Source organism: Calothrix sp. CBUCES-K 9914, from assembly GCF_059640475.1.
Map to the genome: position 1 here is coordinate 19,099 of NZ_JBXXZH010000020.1, position 25,998 is coordinate 45,096.

The following is a 25,998-nucleotide window of genomic DNA, read 5'->3' on the forward strand; positions in this document are numbered from 1 at the left end:
TTGATAACTTTCTTAGTGTAACTTTGGACTTCAGGCTTGGCTCGTAATTTTTTTGATGAAACTTGATAAATAATTGGCAAATAATCGAAAAAAATGTCGGATGGTGGTGCCTACGTATACTTACTGAAATTGTACTTCATCTTAATGAACAAATGAAAAATTTGCTTATCTTCTCTTCCCATTTGTAAAATCTGTCGCTTAAAATGAAGGTTGCTTACTCTTGTATTTATTTTTACTCACTATTAAATCTTAAGATTTATTTCAAATAACGATATGGAATCGAAAAGACTTTTAGAATTTGATGCGATGAGAGGTGTCGCGGCTTTATGTATAGTCTTGTTTCATTACGGTAGTTCGTACCAATGGTCAAATTTTCACCCATTTCACTATTTACATTATTTGCAACAATTTGTCCAGTTTTTTTTCATCTTAAGTGGTTTCTTTATACTAATTAGCTTTAAAAGAATTAAAAGGAGTCTTGATTTTATTGTTGGTAGATTTGCTCGGTTGTATCCAGTATATTGGATATCAGTGATTACAACTGTTTTAATTACAAGTACGATTACCAAACCGAGAACCGACAAAATCTATGATATCATCGCTAATTTTTCGATGTTTCAAGAATTCTTAGGCGCCAAAAATGTAAATATTGTTTACTGGACTCTAACTTTAGAACTAGCATTTTACATAATTATTCTTAGTTTGTATAAGTTAAAGTTAATTAAACATATCGAATGGGTATGTGGTTTTTGGATGGTGATTATATTCATTAATAGTTTTAAAGCATATATATCACCTCAAACTGCTTTTGTAATGCCTATACATTCCGAAACTAATTTGACTAGTGGCTATTTTCATTTAAGTACAATCACAAGTAGCGGCAATTTATCTAATATCATTGTATTTATTAAAGAGTTTCTCAAAAATAAGTTTTTGCTATTAGGAGGACGTGCTGACCTTTTTATCAGCGGTATATTTTTGTATCAAATCAAAACATTTGGCTTTTCTAAATATAGATTAGGAATGATTATATTTTGTATATTTACAAAAGCTATTGACTATGCACCAGATACCCCACGTTATGCATTTTTATTCTTCGCGTTCTTCGTAATACTAATGTTCTTAGCAATTTATGGTAAACTTGGAGCATTAGCAAATCAATCACTTGTGTTTTTAGGTACGATTTCGTATTCGCTGTACTTAACTCACTTACAAGTACAATGGTTATTACATCCACTACTGGCACCGATTCCTCACGAATTAGGAATTATGATCAAAACAGTAGCAGCTATAAGTGTAGCTAGTGTTTTAACCTTCCAAGTCGAGCAACCAGCTTTTGGGTTGCTCAAATCTTATTACAAAAAAATGTAGGGTGCGTGACGCAATTAAAATTATGAAACGAAGCCAAAAACTGGTGGTGTCACGCACCTAACTAACATACACTTTAAGCCAAGTGTTCTTGAACGGCAGCAACCAAAGTGTCAGTCCAATACTGTGTAAGGAGGGCATCTTCAGCTTCGACCATAACACGAATTAAAGGTTCAGTACCAGAAGGACGAACTAAAACCCTACCGCTATCACCCATTGCATTTTCAGCAAGAGCAATAGTATCCATTAAAGGTTGACATTCTTTCCATGCCATGCGTTTGTTACGGTCTTCAACACGCACGTTCTTTAATATTTGTGGATAAGTAGTAAAGCTTTGCTCTACAAGTGTACTGAGAGATTCTCCTGACTCGTGAACTAAAGCAGCGATGTGGAGCGCAGTAAGTAAACCATCACCAGTAATACCATAATGACGGCAGAGAATATGTCCGGATTGTTCACCACCGAGCATTCCACCAGTTTTGGACATTTCTGCTTGAACATACTGGTCACCAACAGCGGTACGAATTAGATTACCACCTAGCTTTTTCCACGCGCGCTCGAATCCTAAATTTGCCATGACGGTGGAAACAATAAGCTTTTCAGGAAGCTGTTGAGATGATACTAAATTATTACCCCACAGATAAAGTATATAGTCACCATCAACGACACGCCCTTTATTATCTACGGCTAATACTCTATCAGCATCGCCATCAAACCCGAAGCCCATATCGGCGCCGTGTTCTAGCACAGCTTCTTGCAATAGTCCTAAATGCGTAGAACCACAGTTAACGTTAATTTTATCGCCGTCAGCTTTGTTGTGCATACAAATTACTTCGGCACCCATTGACTTGAAAACTGAAGCACCTAAACCAACTGCGGCGCCCCAAGCTAAGTCTAATACAATTTTCATTCCCGATAAAGGAGTGTTTCGCAAAGGCTTAATTAATGCTTCTGCATATTCAGAAATCATTTCAGGACGCGCATAGTGGCGCCCACACTTTAATTGAACAACAGCAGGTAAAGCATCACCTCGCAGTCCAGCTTCAATTTCCGCTTGTAACTCCTTCGATAACTTTCCACCCAAGGCGCCAAATACCTTAATACCATTATCCTCTGGTGGGTTGTGGCTGGCGGAAATCATCACACCACCAATTGCTGAAGTAATACTTGTCAAATAAGCTACGCAAGGAGTTGGGCATAAACCTAAGTACCAAACTTCAATACCTGCTGCCGTTAGTCCAGCACTTAAAGCCATCGCTAGCATATCGCTAGAGTTACGCGAGTCCTGTCCTAATATTACTGGCCCTAAATTTATGGCATGGTTACGCAGTACAATACCCGTCCAAAAACCAATTTGCAATGCTAAAGGCGCGGTCAGCAAATCTCCAACACGTCCACGAATACCATCCGTTCCGAACAAAGGTGTCGTAGGGATAGCGGCATGAGACCCAAAACTGTCTTGATCAGAGGAAATTCCGCGACCCGCACTTTTACTTAGAGTTATATAAGAAACCATAAATCAAACGCTCCACACACTCACATTGGAGGATAGCACTTTACACTTTATTGAACAATTCCTTTTGAATACCTTTCCTTCAGGATATGTTTTATTTTTCTTTATTATCAATCTAAAACAATTCTTATGCCTTGTAAGTAAAATTACTTGTAATTTTAGTGAATATACTGTAAATATTCCTTAAAGTCACGCAATGTAACTTAAACATCAAATCCCAGATGCAATTAAAGGAACAATCGATACCCCTATTACACACATTTCGGCATTTTGGCATGTGTTAACTCTTGACTGTTGGCTTGTAAGGTGCGTGGCGGCAACAAAAATTTGGGTAGGGTGTGTGAAAGCTATTACAATCAAGCAATGTAACGAACAAACCAAGTGCTTTCACGCACCATCGACTGCTTACGTTGCTTGTAAGGTGCGTGGCGCTATCAGATTTTAGCTTTGTTTTAGGTTTATTGGTGGCGCCACACACCCTACGAATTGTTTGGTGCGTGGCGCCTTGTAAATTAAATTTCGTGTCAAAAATTACAAATTGTTGCGATTTGCATCATTTTAAGAGAAATTCTCATCAAATTACTTTAATGTTACTTTTTAGCGACATTTTAATTTCAAAGTTGAGAAAATGAGCATGAGTAGCAACTTAGCATCCAAATTGCGTGTAGGTACAAAAAAAGCCCACACGATGGCGGAAAACGTTGGTTTTGTCAAGTGCTTTTTAAAAGGTGTGGTGGAAAAGAATTCTTACCGGAAGTTGGTGGGCAACTTTTATTTCATCTACTCAGCAATGGAAGAGGAGATGTCTAAGCACAAAAATCATCCAATTGTTTCTGGTATTAACTTTCCCGAACTCTACCGCAAGCAGACTCTGGAGCAAGATTTAGCATACTACTATGGCGCCAATTGGCTATCTCAAGTCAAGTTGTCATCTGCGGGAAGTGCTTATGTAGAGCGCATTCGTGAAATATCTAATTCGGAACCAGAGCTATTAATTGCTCATTCATACACTCGCTATCTGGGAGACTTGTCGGGGGGACAAATTCTTAAGGGTATTGCCCAAACTGCAATGAACCTTACTGATGGTAATGGAACTGCGTTTTACGAATTTGCAGATATTACCGACGAGAAAGCTTTCAAAGCTAAGTATCGTGCTGCTTTGGACGAAATGCCACTTGATGAAGCAACTTGTGATAAAATCGTTCAAGAAGCTAATGATGCTTTTGGTATGAACATGAAAATGTTCCAAGAGTTGGAAGGTAATTTAATCAAAGCCATTGGTATCATGGTTTTCAACTCCCTGACTCGGCGCCGTACACGCGGAAGTACCGAACTTGCTACTGCTGAGTAAGATTTTGGGTTCAATTTAAATCTGGAGTCCATTAATAAGGGACAGTTTTTTTGTGGTTAGTCGTTTTATTGCTTATTGCATATGGCGCCTAATTTCAAGGAAACTGTCCCTAAGTTTTATGTTAAACACAAACAATTTGGAAAAAATTTATATGCACCCCATACCGTGATAAAATTTAGGTATTATGGCGAAGCTCCACCTAAAAAATATGAGCTATAGTGATTTTACTTTTATTGAAGTACTAAATAAATTTGGTTTAACGCGCGAAGAAAGGTCGGGAGTATTTTCTCAAGCTGCTGAAATTGAGCCTACAGACTTCTTTAAAACTGGTTTTAACCGAACCTATCGCTTGCTGGGAGTGAGCGGTACAGAGAAGTTAAGGTCTGAAGGTATTGTCTACCCATTGTTAAGTGATTTAAACGAAGTAATACAAGCGCCAGTCCTTGTGCTATCAGGTATTGAGTTTAATATTGACCCTGCGCGAGGGTTAAACGGCAGATGCGATTTCCTTCTCAGTAAAAGTGATGAACTTTTGGAAGTGCGGTCTCCAGTTGTAGTTGTAGTCGAAGCGAAAAAAGAAGACATTCGCGGCGGTATAGGTCAATGTCTAGCTTCGATGATAGCCGCACAAATCTTCAACAGTAATAATGGTGATAATATAAATACCATCTATGGTTCCGTGACAAGCGGTACTAACTGGTTATTCCTAAAATTAGAAGGTAGTAAAGTCACAATTGACTTAGATGAGTACTTCATTGATAAGCCAAATAAGATATTGGGTATATTAGCCCAAGCTTTTAATTAACGCCTACCCAATGTCAAATTTATCTGACTTACCAAAAGTTTTCTGTCTACTGACAACAGATGAATTACTCTTAGTAGGCATTTAGCTCAACAATAAGAAGTTTACTATATAGCAATCGGATAGGGTATGCCTAAAAGTTATAAGTGCGATACTCGTAAAGCATTAGACTTAGCGCGCGCTTTATTACAATAGAAGATTCTAAGCATTTGTACTCAAACTAATCTTTGAAGTTAAGCGTATTTATGGGTCTGTTACTACAGGCACTAACTGGAAATTTTTATTTATAGAAGAAACAACTGTTTATATAGATTTGATTGAATATTATATTAACCAGGTTGATAAAATTTTAGGTATTTTGTTACAAGCGTTTCAACCTATTGTCTCTAAAAATTAACCGTTCTGGAGGACGAAAACAGTTCCGAGGGATTGAAATTACGATTAGGTGGCGCCAAAGCAGAAAATCATAAAAGTTCCACCAATGGTGCAAATAGAGTAGCGGTATCGACTGTTACACCATCAAAAATATATGCACATGCAACTTGCTCTATGACGAACTGATGCAACAACGCACGCTATCTCAAATTTGTCCTAGAAATGCCGCTAATAAACCGCTTGGTGAATTTGTAATTACTGGACGACGCAGTTTACCACCTAGCCTACTTGACCCTATGTCAGGTACAGGTAGTCTTATTATATTTTGTGGCGCCTATCTATCTGAAACTCACCTAGATGAGTGAGAATTTTGATAGATGAAGATCTGAGGTAAGTAAAATGGATATTAAAGACGGCTTTGTCGGTACAGTTGGCAATACACCACTAATTCGGCTTAAGAGTTTTAGCGAGGAAACAGGATGTGATATCCTTGGTAAGGCTGAATTTCTTAATCCCGGTGGTTCCGTCAAAGACCGTGCAGCACTTTATATTATTAAGGATGCGGAAGAGAAAGGTTTACTCAAACCAGGTGGTACTGTTGTTGAAGGTACTGCGGGAAATACTGGTATTGGATTGGCTCATATTTGTAATGCTAAGGGTTACAAGTGTTTGATTATTATTCCCGATACGCAATCACAGGAAAAAATGGATGCATTACGCGCGTTAGGTGCGGAGGTGCGTCCAGTTCCAGCAGTACCATATAAAGACCCTAATAATTATGTGCGACTTTCGGGTCGAGTTGCATCGGAGATGGAAAACGCTATTTGGGCAAACCAGTTTGATAACTTGGCAAACCGCCGCGCGCATTATGAAACGACAGGACGAGAAATTTGGGAACAAACGGATGGTAAGGTAGATGGTTGGGTTACAGCAACGGGTACGGGTGGAACATTTGCTGGAGTATCGATGTTTTTGAAGGAGAAAAACCCTAATATCAAATCTGTACTTGCCGACCCTATGGGTAGTGCTTTATATAGTTACGTCAAAACTGGTGAGTTACATATGGAGGGTAGTTCAATTACCGAGGGTATTGGTAATAGTCGCGTGACTGCGAATATGGAAGATATTCGCGCTGATGATGCAATTCAAGTTGATGACTCTCTTGCGATAAAGGTAGTTTACCAGTTATTGCGTAAAGAAGGTTTATTAATGGGTGGTTCGACTGGTATCAATGTAGCAGGTGCCGTAGCTTTAGCCAAACAATTGGGACCTGGGCACACGATTGTAACTATACTTTGTGACAGTGGCGCCCGTTATCAGTCCAGAATTTTTAACATGGAGTGGTTACAGTCGAAGGGACTTTCACCCGATAATTAAGACGTTGGGGTGATAAGTTCGTCAAGGGGGGAGTTTATGCTAGTAGTGTTGATTACATTACCCACCCCCTGTATAATGTCTAATCGTTGTGTGCGAGTATGTCAAAATCGTACTTGTCGTAAACAAGGTGCCAAGTCTGTTTTAGAAGCTTTTGAAAAACTTCCTGTTTCTGAAGTAGATATCACAGGCAGTAGTTGTTTAGGACAATGCGGTAACGGTCCAATGATCTTGATTGTACCTGATATGGTATGGTACTGTGGTATACAACCCCATGAAGTACCTTTGATTGTTGAGCAGCATTTACAACGTAATCAAAAAGTTGATAAAATGCTTTACGCCCGTTTTCATCCCAAAGTGGAGAGTAACTAAGTCTTTCGACAGGTGTTAATTTAGTTATCAAAGAAGATATAATATTAAATTGATAAATTTAATTTTGCTGTGCAAAGTTTATCATAACTGCCGTTTGAATTAATATTACAAAAGATGAATATTCAGGATTTGCGTCAATCCTTAAAACAGAAATGGCTGTGCTACTACCAACAAAATTGTCATTGGTTAGAAAAAATGCAAATTTGGGCAGAATACAATGGAGAACGGCGCCCATTATCAAGTTTTGTATTAGCGACAGTTACAATTTTAGAACCGAACTTGGTTGACTTATTACCACTACTTGTAGATTTAAACACAAACACAGATGCTATAATAGCAGCATTAGGTTTAAATTTTAATCCAGAACAGTTACTGCGACAGCTTGATGACAACTCAAACAATCAGGAACCTTTACAAGAAACTAGTTATAAACATCCTCAAAACGGACGAGTACTAGAAATCACAACTCATAGTTTATCAAATAGTTTATTACAACAATCTTTATCAGGTGCCGTCCAAGATAGATTAAATCATCGAAATTCAAGTACTTATGTACAAGTTAAAGCATCAAAATCGCTAATTGCGACTAAATATAGAATACCATTATCAGCAGTTGCAATTGCACCACCAATATCTGACATAGATTGTAAAATAAAATCGGGAACGGTTAAAAGCGAAGTTACTGAATCATCTACTATGAACCGTCGTAAATTAGCGAATTGGATTGATGAATTTTGCCAAGGTCGCGACTGGGATAGAGATGAATCTATTTTTATTACTTTTTGAATTATGGCTTGATTTGGTGCCAAATTTAATATGTGGTGCGTGTACGTAGGGTGTGTGACGCAATAAAGAATTAGAACGTAGCAGTAAAACCAGTAGCGTCACGCACCAAATCGGCATTTTACACGTCTGGTTTAAAAGTGTCGCATTGATTGATATTACCTGATTGAATACCACGTTTGAACCAACGAACTCTTTGTGCTGAACTACCATGTGTAAATGAGTCGGGTACAACATAACCCTGTGAACGTTCTTGTAAACGGTCATCCCCAATACTACTAGCAGCATTAATTGCTTCTTCTACATCACCTTGTTCTAATATTTGTCGCGACTTTTGCGCGCGGTTTGCCCAAACTCCAGCAAAACAGTCCGCTTGTAATTCTAATCTTACAGAAAGTTGGTTTGCTTGAGTTTTATCTACTTGTTTTTGTAATCTACTAACTTTACTAGAAATACCTAATTGGTTTTGTACGTGATGTCCAACTTCATGAGCAATTACATATGCTTGAGCAAAATCTCCAGGCGCCTGAAATTTGTTCTTTAAATCTCGATAAAAACTCAAATCTATATAAACCTTCTGGTCTGCAGGACAATAAAATGGACCAACTGCAGAACTTGCTAACCCACAAGCAGATTCAACTCTACTCGAAAATAAAACCAATTTAGGTTCTACATAATTTCTTCCATTTTCTTTAAATACTTGGTTCCAAACGTCCTCTGTATCAGCCAAAACAACAGAAACAAATTCTGATGCTTGGTCTTTTGTTCCAGAACGAGGTGAATTTACGGGTGGATTACCAGTTCGAGTATTTTCTTGCCGTAAAATTACGCTTGGGTCACCACCTAATAAAGCGACAATTAGGGATAGTACAATAGCTCCGATACCACCACCAACTACAGGTCCGCTTATTGAGGCGCCGCGACGGTCTTCAACATTATCACTTCGACGACCTAATTGCCAACGCATTACTCCCTAACTCCTTTTTAATACTGCATATTTTTTATAAGATTACACGTATTTAGAATATATAGTCTTCTACCCGCAGTAATGTAGGGTGCGTGACGCTAGAAAGAACTTCAACGTAGCAATAAGACTTGTAGCGTCACGCACCCTACTAGCAGTCTGTGTCATTAATTCTGGGTGATATATTTTTGACCACAAAGACACAAAGTACACAAAGATAATTGTTTCTGTCTCTGTGGTAATATTATTCTGGATATACATGTGAAACAAAGGGAACTTCAACAACTTCACCTTCGCTACCATCAATAGTCACCTTCAAACCAACACCACCAGCTTTGCTACGAATATAACCAAGTCCAAAATAACCTTCAGTAGTTTCTGTGATACTAGTTAAGGCGCCTACTTTTTCTTCGTCTATATATATAGTACTTCCAGGTTCAATATATTTATTTAGACGTATTCCCCAAAGGTAAGTTTTTACACCTTTATATGTATTTAAACGAGCAATAGTTTCTTGTCCGATATAACAACCTTTGGTAAAAGATATAGTTTGCCATAACCCAACTTCCAAAGGATTATAATCTTCGGTCAGTTCTTTTTCCGGTACTGGACGACCTTGGATAATACGTAATGTTTCCCAAGCTGTTGAACTCACGGAAACGGCGCCTCTTTCTAAAAGTGTATTCCATATGGTATTGTCAGTAGCTGGAAGAATTAACGTGTAACCAGGTAAAGCTAAACCGCTACCAACTGCAATACGAACTTCGACTGAATCAATATTATATAGTTTGTGAGTGCCGTAAGGCTGGTTGATAAGTTCTCCAGCAGTTAACTGTTCGATAATTGTATGACTTTCAGGGCCGATAAGACTCAAAGCCTTAGTTTGTTCAGTAATATCGGCTAATTCGACTTTATCGGCAAAAAAGATATATTTGTCTAACCACTGCATGAGAAATTCGCGACGGTTAGGAGAAACTAGTAAAATCACAGCATTTTCTTCCACATATGCTGTCACTAAGTCAATCGTCCTAGCGGTAGATGTTACAAAAACAGTATCACAACCTTGACCTGGTTTGAGAGATTGAAAGTCGTTTGTGCTTTGGTTATGGAGGAAACGCAAACGGTCATTACCTGATACTTGAATACGTCCCCACTGACTACGGTCATATACTGCTACTTTCTCAATTGCTGCTAGTACTGCAGTATCTTGGTTAATGTTGGATAATGACATAGGCGCCTGATTATAATAAAGTAATTTTATAAATGACGTTGTAACCAATCTTCCATATTAGACAATACTTGTTCATAGCCATAGTCGTCGTGAACTTCGTGATAACTATCTGGATATTCTTGGAGTTCTTTATCGGTAAAAGGAATTTTTTCAAAGAACTGACGACAACCTTCAGGAAAAGTTATCTTGTCGGCGCCTGCGAGTATCATCAAAAATGGTATATTTAGTTCGTTTATATGAGCTTTTACCCAAGCAAGAGTACTAGCAAACTCGGTTGATAACCTGGCTGTACCAACGGTATGCCTTAGTGTATCCTGAGCATAACGGGCAATTACTTCTTGATCACGGCAACCTAAACCCAAATCTAAACCTGTTTTCATTGAGAAACGCGGATATATCCGTGAAAGTATCTGTCCTATAAAGATTTTAATAGGTGGAACCCCAGATTCACCTAACGCTGGAGTCAAATTAATCAAACCGTTTAATTTAGGTTTATCCTTAGAATTATGTAAGACATAATCTAAAACAGTCAACCCTCCCAAACTATGACCGAGTAGAAATATCGGAGTACCGGAATTTTCGTTATTCACGAACTTTAGGAAACTTCCAACATCCTCACGGTATTCATTCCAAGAATTTATATAAGCACGTTGACCTGGTGATTTTCCGTTTCCTCGCAAATCTACACCGTACACAGCGTAATTCTTTGGTAATATTTGTTTTATAATATTACCGTACATTCCACTATGCCCACCTAAACCGTGGACTATAGCTAATATTCCTCGCACCCTATTATCAGGAAGCCAAGATTGATAGTATAATTCTGTACCATCGGTACTTTTAATTAACCCTTCGTGGTTACGAATCATGTTTTTGTTTAAACTTTAACATAAATGAAAACGGCGCCGACTAATCATTGTAACTACATAGGCTAGCAAATAATAATGTCATTCCTAAATCAAATAAATTCAGCAAACGCATTAATTGTAGGAGCAAGTCAAGGTATTGGCTTGGGTTTCGTCAAAAAACTACTCGATGTTGAGAAAATTACCAAAGTCTATGCAACATATCGTAACCCAGAATCAGCATCTGAGTTAATCGCACTCGCAAACGATAATCCTACACGTTTAACTGGCTTAGTAATGGATATTACCAATGAGGCAGACATTACTGAAGCGGTACAGCAAATCAAAAGCGAAGTTAAAACATTGCATCTGGTTGTAAACTGTGTTGGGGTACTGCACGACGGAGACTTTCAACCAGAAAAAAGTTTAAGACATTTGAATATAGATAACCTAACTCGCTACTTCCAAGTCAACAGTATCGGGGGAGTACTCTTAGCAAAACACCTTGTATCTTTATTTAAGCATCAAGAAAAAAGCGTCTTCGCGAGTATTTCCGCCAAAGTCGGTAGTATCGGGGATAATAATCTTGGTGGATGGTATGGTTATCGAGCATCGAAAACAGCACTCAACATGTTTATGCGGAACGTATCCATTGAATACGCGCGTTCTTGTCCGAAGAATATAGTAGTAACATTACATCCGGGAACAACAGACACTCGTTTATCACGTCCCTTCCAAGCAAACGTTCCACCCGAAAAACTGTTTAGCACAGAACGCACAGTAAGTCAACTTTTAGATGTCATTGAAAAATTAGAACCTAGTGATAGTGGTCAATTTTTTTCATGGGATGGAACTAAACTACCTTGGTGATCTATATTTTATATGTATTCGCAACCGTATTTACATTTTTATCCACATCACGCGCGTATTCACACCCTAGAAGGGTGAGGCTATACGAGCAAAGCCTGCCTTCGCAGGCTAAGAATTACTTATTTATTATTTTTTGTTTATCTCTGTGTCTCTGTGGTAATAAAATACATTTTGCTTGTAATCCGCTTCATCGTTTATTTGTTTTATTAAGACATCAGGTGTGAGTAGATTTTCTTTTGGGATGTCTGTCAATAGTTATAGTTTTATCATTTGCCGTATCTTGTCTTCCCTTTAATGATATCCAATAAGCACAGCTTTTAACTAATGTTTCATTTTGTAAATTTAAGATATTTATACAGCTTTCTATTTGAGTAGGTACAGTTACAATTATCAAGATTTGAGGAGTAATCGATCTATTTATTAATCGTCTGTAATTTTTAATAGGTAAAGGATACTCAATGGATGTATCTTTTGTTACATTAGTAGCTGTGCATTTAACTTGTGCATCAGTAGAAGGTGAAAGTATTCCTTTTATCATACCAGGCGCCCGGATATAGCAATCCTATATGAGTTGTAAAAATTATATTCACGTAGAGACGCGATTAATCGCGTCTCTACTAGTGTGGATTTTACAAATGATTTAGGACTGCTATAGTTATGTCAATACCAACATTATCTAAGGCTCTATTGGCTTCAGTTACAACAAGACCGCTTATAGAAGCAAGTAACTTAATATAGGCATAGCTAAATAATTCTTTTTTCGTGTTATAGTCCATTGTATGTCAGGCAGTAATCAATTAATGAGAATTTATTCTTTAAAATAATTTATATATTATCTCACTTAATACATTTTCCATAGTAACTTATATTCGCATTTTGGAACTCTGTGTAAGAGTGGTGATAGAATATGTTTTGTGGATGATAAAGATGTAAGAACGACTATTTGGGGACTGAAAAAAAGTGAGTCACGATTGTTATTTGGTGCGTGACGCTACAAGTCCTATCGCTGTGTTGAGGTTTTTTCTAGCGTCACGCACCCTACGTTTATATGTTTCATTTGCATATGTTATATGTTATCACATCTAATTTTAATTAATTTACTTTCCATAGTGATTTGTCAGCACTTTTCGGAACTAGCACCCATAACGCTTTCGGGACGACTTCAAAGTTCATTGGTGTTGTTCCTAAATAATCTCCATCTACTTGTACAGAAAGTAGTTTTTTTCCTTGAATTTGGACTTGTTGCGCGCGGTAATATACAACTTTCGGGTCACGGTTATAGCGACGTGTAAATATTGATAATAACCTTAGTGGTGCCACTAACATACTGTGTCCTTTAATTACACACACATCTAATAATCCATCATTAACAATTGCATCAGCCGTTAACTTTACAATACCACCATATAATTGACTATTGCCAATTATAATTAATAATACACGTCCACGAACTCGTTTACCATCTACACAAACAAATGAACGAACACCTTGATAATTCCGTGCAAGCTGTAATGTTTGTTTTACGTAAGCGAATATACCCAACCGCTTTTTATCGTCATGATTTATTTGTGCTGTAACTGCACCATCAAACCCAACACCTGCCATTAATAAAAAATATCTTTCTCCCGCTTTACCAACGTCTATTTGTTCTAACTGTGCGGTTAAAAAAGCATTGGCAACACGACGCAAGTCCATTGGTAAACCTAGTTCACGTGCCCAAATATTGACTGTACCAATAGGTAGCACAGCTAAAGCGACGTGTGTCCCTACCAAACCGTTGATAACTTCGTTAACTGTACCATCACCACCAGCAGCGACTACTACATCATAGCCAGCAACGGCAGCAGCGCGCGCTTGAACTGTTGCATCACCGGGTGCTTTGGTGGGTTGCACTTTTACATCCCATCCTTTGCTTCGCCAAATATCAGCAGCGTCTTCCAGAGTTTGTTTAAGATTATATGCCTGACCTGCAAACGGATTATACAGTATAAGGACACGCGGTTGCGGCGGAAGCATTACCATGAGCTAATCAATCCCTAGAACTATAGCATCCAATTTAGTCGATATTTCGACACTCTGCTATGAGGCACCTAAACCTATCCTTAAACTTATGGCTCCAAAATAAAAAAAGTCAATATTATCCCGCTTTATGTCACACTCATTGTCTCGTCGTCAGTTCATAAAAATCTCATTAGCTGCTACTGGCGCCATCATTACCGATAATGTCTTAAATAAATCCTTTGCTCAGGCACCTGGTATTATTACATCAGAAAAAAGGCGCCCTGAGTTACCGTATGGTGTGATGAGTGGCGATATAAATAATAACAGTGCGGTTATTTGGAGTAAAACCAATAAACCAGCTCAAATGATTGTTGAATACTCTACCGATGAATTATTCCGTAATGTCCGCAGAATTTTAGGCGCCTCCATCAATTCTATCAACAAGTGTGTTTTTGTTTAATTGTGATGAAGAGGCGCCCAACGTGTTATCAGGAGTTATTTGTGCCCATACTGATGTACTGGTAAATATGGAAAATAATATTAATTTATTGATGAAGTTACCTATCTTATGCATATGTATTTACCTGTATATGTTGCAGTAATCATGATTATTACTATTTCCACGTAAGTATAACCTATGCAATATTTGGTATGATTTTGATATTTACCACAGAGGCGTAGTATGATTTGGATATTGAATTGGAATTTCAATCTCAAATTGTGTTCCTTTTCCTGGTTCAGAGAAGCACTCGATTTTACCGTTGTGTTTTCCTACTATGATTTGGTAGCTTATGGATAATCCTAAACCTGTTCCTTTTCCTGGCTCTTTAGTTGTAAAAAATGGGTCGAAGACGCGCGAGCGAACATGGTCGGGAATACCACAACCGTTGTCATATATACAAATTAGTATTCTTGTATTTTGTACAGCTTGAGAATTAATGATGATTTCAGGTGTATATAAATGGTTGTTGCTATACTTTTTTTGATGTTCTTTGTATTGAGTTTCAATCGCGTCTATAGCATTACTTAAAATATTTAGAAAGACTTGATTCATCTGTGCAGCTTGGCATTCAACCTGTGGCAAGTCGCCATATTTTTTGATTACTTTAATTGCTGGACAGTGATTTGACGCGCGCAAACGGTGTTGTAAGATTAATAATGTGCTGTCGATACCCTCATGGATATCTACAAGTTTCATTTCTGCATGGTCAAGACGCGAAAATGTACGTAATGACTCTACTAGCTGAGAAATCCTTTCGGCGCCGCTATGCATTGATTGAAGTGTTTTGGGCAAGTCTTCGATAATATTATCTAAGTCGATTTTATCAACTTTGGCTTCAATTTCTTGTCCAGGTTTGGGATATTGTTGTTGGTAGATATTTAATAAATCGAGCAGATGCTTAGTATATTCACTAACATAAGTTATATTACCGTAGATAAAATTAATCGGGTTGTTAATTTCATGCGCGATACCAGCAACTAACTGCCCTAACCCTGCCATCTTCTCACCCTGTATCAACTGAGTTTGCGTCTGCTGCAACTCTTTAAGCGTCTCATTGAGTTTTTCCTTTTGTAACCGTGTTTGTTCGAGTAATTCGGCTTGTTGAAGCGCTACACCTAATTGCACTGCTACTTGCGCTAATAAGTTTACTTCCTCCTCTTCCCAATAACGCGGTTGCGAATTTTGATAAGCTACTAATAGTCCCCAAAGTTTTTCACCTTGCGAAATTGGTACAAAAGTTTCATTACGTGGATATTGTCCGGCTTTGACTGCTGACAGAATCGTTTTTTCAATGATTGGTTGGGTTTTTCCTACTGGTGTCCAACCATCAACAATTGAATCTGCGACAAATTCGCCGCTCCAATCTGAATAAAATCTATAAATTGCTACACGTTCAACATTTAACAATCCTCGGACTTCTTGTGTGGTAGCTTGGAAAATGCTTTTGATATCGAGTGATTGTCTAATTTTATCTACTGTTGTTGCTAACGCGCGTTGACGTGAGGCAGCTTTTTCTAACTGTGCAGTTTGTGCTTTAACTTGTTGGATGTACTCAGCTTGCTGCAATGCAACTCCGAGTTGAGTACTTATTTGGGTGAGTAAGTAAACTTCCTCGTCTTGCCACTGTCTCGGCGACGAATTTTGGTAAACTGCTAGTAATCCCCAAAGTTTTTGACCGTGATAAATTGCAATAATTACATACGCACGCGCTTGGTAAATTTCTAATAGACGAATGTAACAGTCATTAAACCCAACTTTATATATATCATTGCAAATCCTATAAACTTCTCCACGCGCAAACCTTCCACCCTGCGTTTCTTGCAGGTAAGTGTCAGTAAGTGGAGGGGTTGATAGGTCTTGAATACTACAGTCGCTGGCATTTGCGCGTATTTCTGGTTGTTGCCATTGTAGTTCCAGTAGCGAGTCCCAACCAGATGCTACTGATTCAACAGCAAATTCACCGCTCCAATCAGGATTAAACTTATAAATTACTGCCCTGTCAGTAGAGAGCATTTTTCTAACTTCATTGGCAGCAGTATGAAAGATTGTTTCTAGGTCGAATGTTTGCCGGATTCTCTCAATTGTTTTAGCTAAAGTTCTCTGACGTTCAGCAGCACGCTCGCGTTCAGCTGCTTGTGCGAGTTGTGCTGTTTGCACCTGCGTTTGCTTCAAATATTCGGCTTGTTGAATTGCGACGCTCAACTGTGCTGCTATTTGCTGCACAAACTCAATTTCTGATGGTTCCCAATAACGTGGCCTACCACATTGGTGTATGCATAGTAATCCCCATAGCTGTTTACCTTTGAGCAAAGGTGCCACTAAATTGGCACGAACTTGAAATTTTTCAAGAATGGATATGTGGCATGAACTACAACTACCTTGGTAAATATCCGGAATAATATTCATTTTACCCAACTCATATTGCGGGGCTAATTGTTCACTAAAACAAGGGTCATAAACTCTCGCTGCCATCGCTGAGTTCCACCCGTGCGCCACGTCTTCGGATACAAACTCTCCTTCCCAATCTTTTTCTCGATCAAAACGAAACACTCCCACACGGTCTGCTTGCAGCAGGTGACGCACTTCCGTAGCTGTATTCTTGAAAATAGTTTGTAAATCTAATGATTCACGTATTCGAGCAATAACACTTGCTAAAGCTTTTTGCTTTTCGACTTGCAAATACCCTTGTACCACAAGTTCGCTATGTTGCAACACTACTCCTAAGTGTTGAGCTATTTGCTTGACAAATTCAACTTCTTCAGTTTGCCAAACGCGCGGTTCATTGCATTGGTGTACACATAATAATCCCCAAAGTTGTTCGCCCTTAAGCAAAGGCGCAATAATACAAGCGCGTATCTGAAAACTTTTTAATAAATCAATATAACAGCTATGAAAATCTTGATATATATCTGATGAAACCTTGATTTTACCTTGTTGGTACGCGGCAGACTGATTGCTAAAACAAGGGTCGTGTTTTTTGACTTTAATTGCCGACAGTGAAACGTCACTTACATCTTCATAAACAAATTCCCCCTGCCAGTTCAATTCACTGAACAAACGAAACACCGCGACTCTATCGGTATTAAGTAGTTGGCGTAATTCGGCGACAGCTGTATTAAAAGTAGTTTCTGGGTGACAAGATTCGCGTAGGCGCGTTATTATTCGCGTAATAGCTTGAGACTGCTCTTCATTAGCTTGATTACTACTTAAAATAGCACCGCTAACCTCTGCTGCTTGACTTAATGCCAATGCTTGGGGGGTTTGATTGTTTTCCATTGCTGCTTGGACTTGCTTTGATGATGTTCTCTATTTTAAGAATTCCCAAAACAGCCGTTTAAATAACATACTTCCCTTACAATCATCTTATTTGGGCGCTAATAAACAAAAAATACTGAAAATTATATGTATATAATAACACAATAGTATAAAATAATACTCAATATTGTAAGCTACCAACCTTATGAGCAAATTGACCTTGGCGCCAATACAATTGTTTCCCGAGGGCTACAAGAAAATACACCTGTTATTCTCAAGGTTCTCAAGCACTTATTTATCTTTATGAACAAGTCTAAACTCCTGTTATCTGGAGCAGAATTTGTAATTAAAATTCCGTGTGGTGTGTGATGCCTTAACAATACAGGGAGAGTGTGATTTTACTGATATTAATATGTATAAAAATATACTTGTAAATTGATAATAAACTGCTATGAGTGCGAATAATAAGCATACATGGTTTAGTTTAAAATTAACATAAATTAATACTTTTGCTTAACAGGACTAGTATAACTATTATTTTTAATTAACATAAAGTATCATATAAATGTTAGTTTAAGTAAGAAAAGGGGAAAAATAAAGAAGTCATTCTACCAAATAGTTAAATTATGGAATCTCGGTTTGATAATCAAGAAAATCAAGTCAATTTTTCAAATGCTCAACTTCAAAAACAACTAGACCAACAAAAAGCCCTAGCGAGTGTAATTATCAAAATTCGAGAGTCTCTAAATTTGAACACGATCTTCCAAACCACAGTTACACAAGTACGCCAACTTTTGAAGGCAGACCGAGTAGCTGTTTTTCGCTTCTACCCAGAAAAAGACTGGGAAGGGGAATTTGTCTCTGAGGACGTGGCGCCTGGTTGGGACTCAGTAATTGCGATGAAAGTTTATGACCATTGTTTTGGAGAAAGGTTTGCAGATGATTACAAAAAAGGGCGAGTCCAAGCAGCAGCAGATATTTATTCGGCTGGACTCAGTGAATGTCATGCAGAAATTCTGGGTAAATTTCAAGTTCGCGCAAATCTTATAGTTCCTTTATTAGGAGACAAGGAACTTTGGGGATTGCTGTGTATTCATCAATGTAGTGAATCTCGTGACTGGAAAGTATCTGAGATTGAATTTATTCGTCAAATTGCTGACCATTTAACAGTTGCCATTCAGCAAGCTGAACATTTGTATCAAGTACAAACTCAAGCTGTTAAATTAGCTCAAGCATCTCAGCGTGACCAGATAATTGCCCATATAGCCAATAAAATTTGTCACCCTCTAAATATTGATAGTGTATTTCAAATAGCAGCAGATAAAACACGGCTACTAATAAAAGCTGACCGGGTTGCCGTTTTTCGCTTTAATAAGGACTGGAGCGGTAATTTTGTCGCTGAATCCTTTACAGAAAATATCATTCCCTTAGTAGGCGCCCAGACTACAATTGTTGATACTTATTTGCAGCAAAGCCAAGGTGGGCGTTACATTCATAATGAGACTTTAGCTGTTAATGATATTTATCAAGCACAGTTAAAAGACTGCCATATAGCCTTATTAGAACAATTTCAAGCAAAAGCCTTTGCAATTGCCCCAATTCTTCAAGGTGAAGTACTTTGGGGACTGTTTGCTGCCTATGAAAGTAGCTCAAGACAGTGGCAAACCTTTGATATCGAATCACTTGCCCAAATTGGAACACAAATTGGTGTTGCGCTTCGACATCATACGTTAATAGTACAAGCTCAGTACCAAGCGGAACAACAAAAGACCTTAACTAGTGTTATTAACCGTATTCGTAATTCCCTAGATTTAGAGACAATTTTTCAAACCACCGTTACCGAAGTACGCCAAATGCTACAAGCTGACAGAGTGGCTATCTTCCGTTTTGACGTACAACAAAATTGGGAAGGGGAATTCCTAACTGAGGATGTTGCTGCTGGTTGGAATTCGGTAATTGCCATGAAAGTTTACGCCCATTGTTTTGGGAAACAGTTTGCTGCTGATTATCAACAAGGACGGATGCAAACTGTTGCAAATATTCATGAAGCTGGACTGAGCGAGTCTCATGTTCAAATTTTAGGTAAATTCCAAGTTAAGGCAAATTTAGTGGTTCCTCTACTAAAGCGAGGCAACTTATGGGGATTGCTATGCGTACATCAATGTGCTGTACCTCGAACTTGGGAGCTTTCAGAAATTGAATTCGCCAGTCAAATTGCTGAAAACTTAGGGGTCGCACTTCAACATAATGAACTGTTAGTAGAAGCACAATATCAAGCGGAACAGCAGAAAGCTTTGACTGGAGTTATTTCTCGAATTCGCGAGTCTTTAGATTTAGAAATAATTTTTCAAACCACTGTTACTGAAGTGCGTCAACTGCTAAAAGCTGACCGGGTAGGTGTTTTTCGTTTTGAACCTAATAGTGATTGGCAGGGAGAATTTGTTTATGAAGACGTTGCATCTAGTTGGAAATCGGCAATAGCAGAAAAAGTTTACGACCATTGTTTCAGCGAAGAATTTGCTCCTCTTTATCAACAAGGTCGGGTTAATGCAATAGCTGACATTTATCGAGAAGAATTCAAAGATTGCTATGTTCAGATTTTGGAGCAATTCCAAGTTCGTGCTAATATTGTCGCTCCTTTGCTAAAAGCTGGCAAGTTATGGGGACTGCTATGTATTCATCAATGTAGTTGCGCGCGCAACTGGCAAACTTCAGAATTAGAGTTTGTTTGCCAAATTGCTGAACAATTAGGAGTAGCTTTAAAGCAAGATTCCTACTTAAAAAAAGTTCAGTCACAAGCTGTGCAATTAGCAGAAGCTACCGAACGAGAACGCGGAATGGAACGGCAAAAACTTCTAGCTGCTACAGTTGAGAAAATTCGCCAGTCTCTCGATATTAAGAGTATTTTTAACGCCACTACCAAAGCTGTAAGAGAACTGTTAGAAGTAGAACGAGTTGCCATCTACCGTTTTAACTCAGATTGGAGTGGTAAATTTGTCGCAGATTCCTTCAAAGATAATCGGATTCCACTTGCAAGACCCCAATTATTAGAAAACACTTCGTCAAATATAGATTTAAACACAGACGAAGACACCGAATACCCTCGCAATGAAACATTTGTCCCTATTTCCCAAGGTGAAAAGCTATGGGGATTGTTAGTTGCTTATCAAAATTCTCAACCACGTTATTGGAAAGACGAAGAAATTAATTTGCTTGCTCAAGTTGGAGTTCAATTAGGGGTAGCAATTCAACAAGCAGAGTTATTAGAACAAACTAAACGCCAAACAGCAGAAATTGCCGAGGCACTTCAAGAATTAAAACAAACTCAAAGCCGTTTAATTCAAGGTGAAAAAATGGCTTCTTTAGGGCAACTTGTGGCTGGCGTCGCTCATGAAATTAACAACCCTGTCAACTTTATTTTTGGTAATCTTTCTCACTTGGATGAATATACTAAAGAATTAATAAATATTGTTAAATTTTTCGGACAATATCAAGACTCAGAACCTGCAATACAAGCACAATTTAAAAATCGAGATTTGGATTTTATTATTGAAGACCTTCCAAAAACGATTGAATCAATGAAAATAGGCGCCGAGCGAATTTGTCAAATTGTTTTATCTTTACGAAACTTCTCACGTTCTGATGAAGCAGATTTAAAACCAGTAGATATTCATGAAGGTTTGGACAGTACTTTGCTTATTTTAGGACATAGACTAAAGCCAAATGGTGAACATCCGGAAATTAAAATAGTAAAAGAATATAGTACATTGCCTTTAGTGGAATGCTATCCTGCTCAACTCAATCAAGTTTTTATGAATCTTTTAAGTAACAGTATTGATGCATTAGATGAGAATTTTAAGCGTTTACCTGTAGCTTTGAAAAAGTCTATGACTATAACGATTTCAACACAACTTGTTGATAATAAAGCCGTGATTGTAATTACAGATAATGGTTCTGGTATTCCAGAAGAAGTACTTCCTCATATTTTTGACCCATTTTACACCACAAAAGAACCAGGTAAAGGTACAGGATTAGGATTATCTATTAGCTACCAAATTGTGGTTGAAAAGCATCAAGGTCATATAAAGTGTTTATCCAAATTATCTCAGGGCACTAAGTTTATCATTGAAATTCCGGTAAAAGCTGTTAAAAGTTTTTAAATTTAAAGGTGATGAGTTAGTTTGTGATTAATTGCCTACAATGGGGAGACGTTACATGTAACGTCTCTACAAGCATTTTATTACTAAAGAGTTAAGGGGAGACATCAGACAAAAATTATTTAAATAGATTGACAATTTTTTCAACTATAATGAATTTACTACCACGTTTGATAATTATGGGAATTGAGGAGAAATGTACATCCCATATATTTAAAGGTGTCCAGCGATGCGATTTAGATGTACTTTTTGATGTAGTTTCAGTAGTATGAATATTAGATTCTAAACGTTGATGATGGTGATAGCATTGGTTGACTTCAACGGCAATATCTTTAAAGTGACGCATTTCAGCTTCGAGTTGAGCAGCTAAACTATTTATTCTCTCCGCTATTTGCTCTAAGTCTTTAACACCATATTCAATTTTTGATTGAAGAATTTGCTGTTCGTATTTTTGTTGACTTTGTGCTAATTCGTTGCTCATAGTTTCTAATTTAGCTATGTCAGCTTCTAATTTGGCAAAAGTATCCTGTGGTGCAGTAAACTCAACGACGTTATCAGTAGATTTACTGATATAGAATGCAGTATTACTATATGCACTAAATAGGTTAGTGCGAACCTTGGTATTGAAATCTAACACCATCGTTTTTCACTGTGGAATGCAGGATACTAGGGGTATGAATCGTATCCTGGTCAGAAAGTTCCATACAGTAATTAATTTTTATTCAATTGTCAATGTTTATACAAATTTAATCATCTATAATATTACTACGATTGAGTTTAATTCGCGCACGTTTTTTCTTGGTTTCGAGGCGCCGAACTTGGGAGGAACGGGTAGGGATTGAGGGTTTACGTTTAAGTTTAATCACGGTTACACTTTGAATGAGTTCTTGAAGACGTTTTAAAGCTTCTTCACGGTTTTGGAGTTGACTGCGGTGTTCCTGAGATTTGATAACGATGACTCCATCATTATTAATACGCTTATCTTTAAGATTTAATAAGCGTTCCTTGTAAAACTCCGGTAACGAAGAAGCTTTAACGTCAAAGCGTAAATGGACGGCGGTTGCAACTTTGTTAACGTTTTGACCACCGGCGCCTTGAGAACGAATAGCGCTAATTTCGATTTCGTTCTCTGGAATAATGATGCTTTTAGATATTTCTAACATATGAAGATTTTTGATTAGTACCTTTCAACACCGTCCACTTCAAATTTCTTCGCAGCATCACCCATCGTTCTAGCAGCTTCTCCGCAGGTGCGGGGGGTGGGAAAGATTTTGGTAGGGTTTGCTAGACCTTTGGGGTTAAACACTTGTCGTACAAGCTGCATTGTTTCCAAGTCGCAGTCTGTAAACATATCGGACATATAACAACGTTTTTCGGCGCCAATACCATGTTCTCCGGAAATACTACCACCAACGCGGACGCATAATCTCAGAATTTCGCCGCCGACTTCTTCAACTTTCTCTAATTCACCCGGTATGGAATTATCATAAAGAATGAGCGGGTGTAGATTTCCGTCTCCTGCGTGGAAGACATTCGCAATTTTATATCCTGACCGCTGGCTTAATTCTTCAATCTCTTTTAGTACATATGGTAATTGTGTGCGGGGAATGACACCATCTTGAACATAATAATCTGGACTAACGTGTCCTGCTGCTGCAAACGCGGCTTTTCTGCCCTTCCATAATTTTAAACGAGTTTCGGGGTCGCTTGCCGAGGTTACATTACGGGCGCCGTTTTGGCGACAAATTTCTGCGACTAACTTTTTACTATGAGTAACCTCTACTTCCAAACCATCGATTTCAATAAGCAGGATAGCTGTAGCATCGCGGGGATAGCAGTCGGTTTTAACGACATCTTCAACAGCATTAATGCTGAGATTGTCCATAATTTCCATACCGCCTGGAATTATGCCTGCACTAATAATATCAGCAACCGAGGCGCCAGCAGCTTCCACATTCGTAAAATCAGCAAGCAGTACACATATTGACTCGGCACTCTTAAGAATACGCAAGGTCACTTCCGTAGCAATACCGAGCGTACCTTCAGAACCAACAAATATACCAGTTAAATCATAACCGGGCATTTCTGGAATTAACCCACCCAAATTTACAATATCACCACTAGCTGTAACTACTTTGAGTCCCAATACATGATTCGTCGTCACACCGTATTTTAAACAATGTACTCCACCAGAATTTTCTGCAACGTTTCCACCAATTGAACAAATAATTTGGCTCGAAGGGTCAGGAGCGTAGTAAAAACCAGCACCACTCACCGTAGAAGTCACCCAACTATTAATAACACCCGGTTGCACAACTACACGCTGATTCTCCAAATCTACATTCAATATTTGCCGCATCATGGAAGTAACAATCAACACACACTCCGTTACAGGTAGGGCGCCACCCGATAATCCAGTACCCGAACCGCGCGCGAGAAAAGGTACATTATACTTATTGCAAATCTTGACTGCTGCTGCCACCTGTTCAGTAGTTCGGGGCAACACCACCAAAGCAGGACGCTCACGATAACTAGCTAAACCGTCGCATTCATAAGTAATGAGTTCCTCCCGTCGCTGCACAACGTTTTTGTAACCAAGTACAGCTTCCAGTTCTTTGATTATTGGTTTCCAGTTTTGTTGCTGCGGCTTTTCTTGAATTAACATAGGTAGGGTGCGTGAAGGCTAATACAATTATAAAACGAAGCGCAATAACTCGTAGCCTTCACGCACCAGCCTCACATTTATCACACTTGTGTACAGCAATTAATAACAGGCGCCTTGGTTGCTTTTTCTAAATTGACCTGTTTTAACAACTCAGTCCAAGCAGAGGAAATATCATTTGTTTTATTATCGCGCATCTTTTCTGCTAAAATAGTCAAGCTATCAAACCAAATACCGTTTTTAGCATATACACTAGCTTGTTCCACTGGAGTTTTGGCACCAGCTAGTTGATTTTTGACTGTTGTAGACATAACAACCCGTTGAATACCACCTTCAACTTTACCCGGTCTATCCTCCACTGTTGTAGAATTACAGCGAACTAAAAAAGACCAATCGTATGTTTTGCCAACTTGTAAAGGTGGAATATTGTCGGGAATTGTAAAACTTACTATACCCTGCGGAATTTGAGATTGTAGTTTAGTATTATATACCTGTTTACCTGAGTTATCTTTTAAGGTAAATTCCACAATATCCTGTTTTGTAAGGCTTCTGGGTAATGTAAACCAAAATTGGGGTCTTTCTGATACTGTTTGTCCCCACCTATAACTTCTGGAGTTCGTTTTCATTATAGGTACTAACGCCATAGGTTCGCATCCTCTACTGGCGCCTCCATCTCCTCTTCCCTTCGGTTCACCACTTTTCGGTGGTGGAGGAGGTGGCACATAGTTTACAGATGCTAATATTAAATTATCATTTCGAGTATTTACTTGCTCTCCATGTAGGCGCCCGCAGCTAGCTATAAGTGCCAGAACTGTAACGATTTTGCCGTATTTGATATAAAACTTAATCTTAGTCATAACTTTATAAAATTATTTATTTCGTTGCATTTCTTTAAACGTTTGACTTAAAGAGTTTATGCAAGCAAGTTTAACATTATCGGGCTGTAATACGAAAACTGGTGCCAGCAATAAATAGATGGTGCGTGAAAGCAATAGATTTTAATTTTATTTAATGTTTGTTGAAGCTTTCACGCACCCTACACAAGCGGCTACAATTAAAAATGCTATGGCGCCAATGAATGCTTCTGGTGTAGGTGGAAGATTTGCTAGGTCACTCAATATAATTAAGAATAAACTTCCTCCTAAAGCTCCACCTGCAAAATACGTTCCTGCTGCTAAACCTTTTCTTTGCGGTGATACTAATGATAGTGCTAAGGGTATTGTACTGTTGAGTATTACGCTAAATGTGAAAACTGTTGGTAAAAGCAATATAAAATTGGCGCTCCTTATTATTTAACATGGGTAAGAGATTTTGGAGATTTTTATCATGAAGTTAAATTTTGAACAGATGAGTACTCCTGAATTAAAAGCTTATGTACTTACTCATAAAGAGGATGATGAAGCTACGTGGTACGGGCTTTTTACTACAGCGGATGGTGTACCTATAGAGGAAAATATTTGTATTGCAGAAGAGGCAATTAAACAGTGTATTGAACAAGATAGCAACTAGAGTGCTACATTTGGTGCGTGACGCTACTATATCCTATCTTCGTTCAAGATTGTTAATAGCGTCA

General features: G+C 38.2%; 23 protein-coding genes. 11 read left to right on the top strand and 12 right to left on the bottom strand.

Annotated elements, in window-relative coordinates:
* Nucleotides 1-273 precede the first annotated feature (273 nt).
* Nucleotides 274-1,371 carry an acyltransferase family protein gene (locus tag AC2JBO_RS06610; protein ID WP_496952839.1) on the top strand — a complete coding sequence of 366 codons (1,098 nt, stop codon included), beginning with the start codon at nt 274-276 and terminating at the stop codon, nt 1,369-1,371.
* Between the two features lie 73 nt (nt 1,372-1,444).
* Here the strand turns inward: AC2JBO_RS06610 and glmM are convergent, their stop codons facing one another.
* Nucleotides 1,445-2,884 carry a phosphoglucosamine mutase gene (gene glmM / locus AC2JBO_RS06615; protein ID WP_496952840.1) on the bottom strand — a complete coding sequence of 480 codons (1,440 nt, stop codon included), beginning with the start codon at nt 2,882-2,884 and terminating at the stop codon, nt 1,445-1,447.
* 631 nt (nt 2,885-3,515) lie between these two features.
* Between glmM and AC2JBO_RS06620 the strand changes: the two genes are divergently transcribed.
* The 6 genes from AC2JBO_RS06620 to AC2JBO_RS06645 all read left to right on the top strand — a co-directional run bounded on the left by AC2JBO_RS06620 (nt 3,516) and on the right by AC2JBO_RS06645 (nt 7,941).
* Entirely contained in the window at nt 3,516-4,232 is a 717-nt protein-coding gene (locus tag AC2JBO_RS06620; protein WP_496952841.1) for a biliverdin-producing heme oxygenase, read from the top strand.
* A gap of 208 nt (nt 4,233-4,440) precedes the next feature.
* The gene (locus AC2JBO_RS06625; protein WP_096688526.1) at nt 4,441-5,037 is read left to right on the top strand and encodes a hypothetical protein; all 597 of its coding nucleotides are present in this window, start codon (nt 4,441-4,443) and stop codon (nt 5,035-5,037) included.
* A 557-nt stretch (nt 5,038-5,594) separates the two neighbouring features.
* Complete coding sequence (locus tag AC2JBO_RS06630; RefSeq protein WP_496952842.1) at nt 5,595-5,774, top strand: hypothetical protein; 180 nt, start codon at nt 5,595-5,597, stop codon at nt 5,772-5,774.
* 34 nt (nt 5,775-5,808) lie between these two features.
* Entirely contained in the window at nt 5,809-6,786 is a 978-nt protein-coding gene (locus AC2JBO_RS06635; RefSeq protein WP_496952843.1) for a cysteine synthase A, read from the top strand.
* A 36-nt stretch (nt 6,787-6,822) separates the two neighbouring features.
* A complete protein-coding gene (locus tag AC2JBO_RS06640; RefSeq protein ID WP_496952844.1) occupies nt 6,823-7,155 on the top strand; it encodes a (2Fe-2S) ferredoxin domain-containing protein in 333 nt (110 codons plus the stop codon).
* A gap of 114 nt (nt 7,156-7,269) precedes the next feature.
* On the top strand, nt 7,270-7,941 hold the full coding sequence (locus AC2JBO_RS06645) for a DUF5331 domain-containing protein (protein WP_496952845.1): 672 nt from the start codon (nt 7,270-7,272) through the stop codon (nt 7,939-7,941).
* 118 nt (nt 7,942-8,059) lie between these two features.
* On the opposite strand, the gene ypfJ is transcribed toward AC2JBO_RS06645, so the two are convergent.
* From ypfJ to AC2JBO_RS06660, 3 genes are all read right to left on the bottom strand, one after another.
* Nucleotides 8,060-8,905, bottom strand: a complete 846-nt coding sequence (gene ypfJ / locus AC2JBO_RS06650) for a KPN_02809 family neutral zinc metallopeptidase (protein ID WP_496952846.1) — start codon at nt 8,903-8,905, stop codon at nt 8,060-8,062.
* A 241-nt stretch (nt 8,906-9,146) separates the two neighbouring features.
* Entirely contained in the window at nt 9,147-10,133 is a 987-nt protein-coding gene (gene ygfZ, locus AC2JBO_RS06655; RefSeq protein WP_496952847.1) for a CAF17-like 4Fe-4S cluster assembly/insertion protein YgfZ, read from the bottom strand.
* 26 nt (nt 10,134-10,159) lie between these two features.
* The gene (locus AC2JBO_RS06660) at nt 10,160-11,002 is read right to left on the bottom strand and encodes an alpha/beta hydrolase (protein WP_496952848.1); all 843 of its coding nucleotides are present in this window, start codon (nt 11,000-11,002) and stop codon (nt 10,160-10,162) included.
* Between the two features lie 75 nt (nt 11,003-11,077).
* Between AC2JBO_RS06660 and AC2JBO_RS06665 the strand changes: the two genes are divergently transcribed.
* The gene (locus AC2JBO_RS06665; protein WP_496952849.1) at nt 11,078-11,848 is read left to right on the top strand and encodes an SDR family NAD(P)-dependent oxidoreductase; all 771 of its coding nucleotides are present in this window, start codon (nt 11,078-11,080) and stop codon (nt 11,846-11,848) included.
* 214 nt (nt 11,849-12,062) lie between these two features.
* On the opposite strand, the gene AC2JBO_RS06670 is transcribed toward AC2JBO_RS06665, so the two are convergent.
* On the bottom strand, nt 12,063-12,386 hold the full coding sequence (locus tag AC2JBO_RS06670; RefSeq protein ID WP_496952850.1) for a DUF4365 domain-containing protein: 324 nt from the start codon (nt 12,384-12,386) through the stop codon (nt 12,063-12,065).
* Between the two features lie 554 nt (nt 12,387-12,940).
* The gene (locus AC2JBO_RS06675; protein ID WP_496952851.1) at nt 12,941-13,870 is read right to left on the bottom strand and encodes a diacylglycerol/lipid kinase family protein; all 930 of its coding nucleotides are present in this window, start codon (nt 13,868-13,870) and stop codon (nt 12,941-12,943) included.
* A gap of 127 nt (nt 13,871-13,997) precedes the next feature.
* Here AC2JBO_RS06675 and AC2JBO_RS06680 point away from each other — a divergent pair, with 127 nt between their 5' ends.
* Complete coding sequence (locus tag AC2JBO_RS06680; protein WP_496952852.1) at nt 13,998-14,309, top strand: PhoD-like phosphatase N-terminal domain-containing protein; 312 nt, start codon at nt 13,998-14,000, stop codon at nt 14,307-14,309.
* A 204-nt stretch (nt 14,310-14,513) separates the two neighbouring features.
* Here the strand turns inward: AC2JBO_RS06680 and AC2JBO_RS06685 are convergent, their stop codons facing one another.
* Nucleotides 14,514-17,627: a GAF domain-containing protein gene (locus AC2JBO_RS06685; RefSeq protein ID WP_496952853.1), complete on the bottom strand. Its 3,114-nt coding sequence runs from the start codon at nt 17,625-17,627 to the stop codon at nt 14,514-14,516.
* 605 nt (nt 17,628-18,232) lie between these two features.
* On the opposite strand from AC2JBO_RS06685, the gene AC2JBO_RS06690 reads away from it, so the two are divergent.
* Nucleotides 18,233-21,766 carry a GAF domain-containing protein gene (locus AC2JBO_RS06690; protein ID WP_496952854.1) on the top strand — a complete coding sequence of 1,178 codons (3,534 nt, stop codon included), beginning with the start codon at nt 18,233-18,235 and terminating at the stop codon, nt 21,764-21,766.
* Nucleotides 21,767-21,881: 115 nt separating this feature from the next.
* Here the strand turns inward: AC2JBO_RS06690 and AC2JBO_RS06695 are convergent, their stop codons facing one another.
* The 5 genes from AC2JBO_RS06695 to AC2JBO_RS06715 form a co-directional block, all read right to left on the bottom strand.
* Complete coding sequence (locus AC2JBO_RS06695; protein WP_496952855.1) at nt 21,882-22,403, bottom strand: hypothetical protein; 522 nt, start codon at nt 22,401-22,403, stop codon at nt 21,882-21,884.
* A 106-nt stretch (nt 22,404-22,509) separates the two neighbouring features.
* Nucleotides 22,510-22,926, bottom strand: coding sequence for an alternative ribosome rescue aminoacyl-tRNA hydrolase ArfB (arfB, locus tag AC2JBO_RS06700; RefSeq protein ID WP_496952856.1), 417 nt, complete (start codon nt 22,924-22,926; stop codon nt 22,510-22,512).
* A 14-nt stretch (nt 22,927-22,940) separates the two neighbouring features.
* The gene (gene glcD / locus AC2JBO_RS06705) at nt 22,941-24,428 is read right to left on the bottom strand and encodes a glycolate oxidase subunit GlcD (RefSeq protein ID WP_496952857.1); all 1,488 of its coding nucleotides are present in this window, start codon (nt 24,426-24,428) and stop codon (nt 22,941-22,943) included.
* 80 nt (nt 24,429-24,508) lie between these two features.
* Nucleotides 24,509-25,282 carry a DUF928 domain-containing protein gene (locus AC2JBO_RS06710; protein WP_496952858.1) on the bottom strand — a complete coding sequence of 258 codons (774 nt, stop codon included), beginning with the start codon at nt 25,280-25,282 and terminating at the stop codon, nt 24,509-24,511.
* Between the two features lie 147 nt (nt 25,283-25,429).
* Nucleotides 25,430-25,693, bottom strand: a complete 264-nt coding sequence (locus AC2JBO_RS06715; RefSeq protein ID WP_496952859.1) for a hypothetical protein — start codon at nt 25,691-25,693, stop codon at nt 25,430-25,432.
* Nucleotides 25,694-25,751: 58 nt separating this feature from the next.
* Between AC2JBO_RS06715 and AC2JBO_RS06720 the strand changes: the two genes are divergently transcribed.
* Entirely contained in the window at nt 25,752-25,934 is a 183-nt protein-coding gene (locus AC2JBO_RS06720; RefSeq protein WP_496952860.1) for a DUF6887 family protein, read from the top strand.
* Nucleotides 25,935-25,998 lie beyond the last annotated feature (64 nt).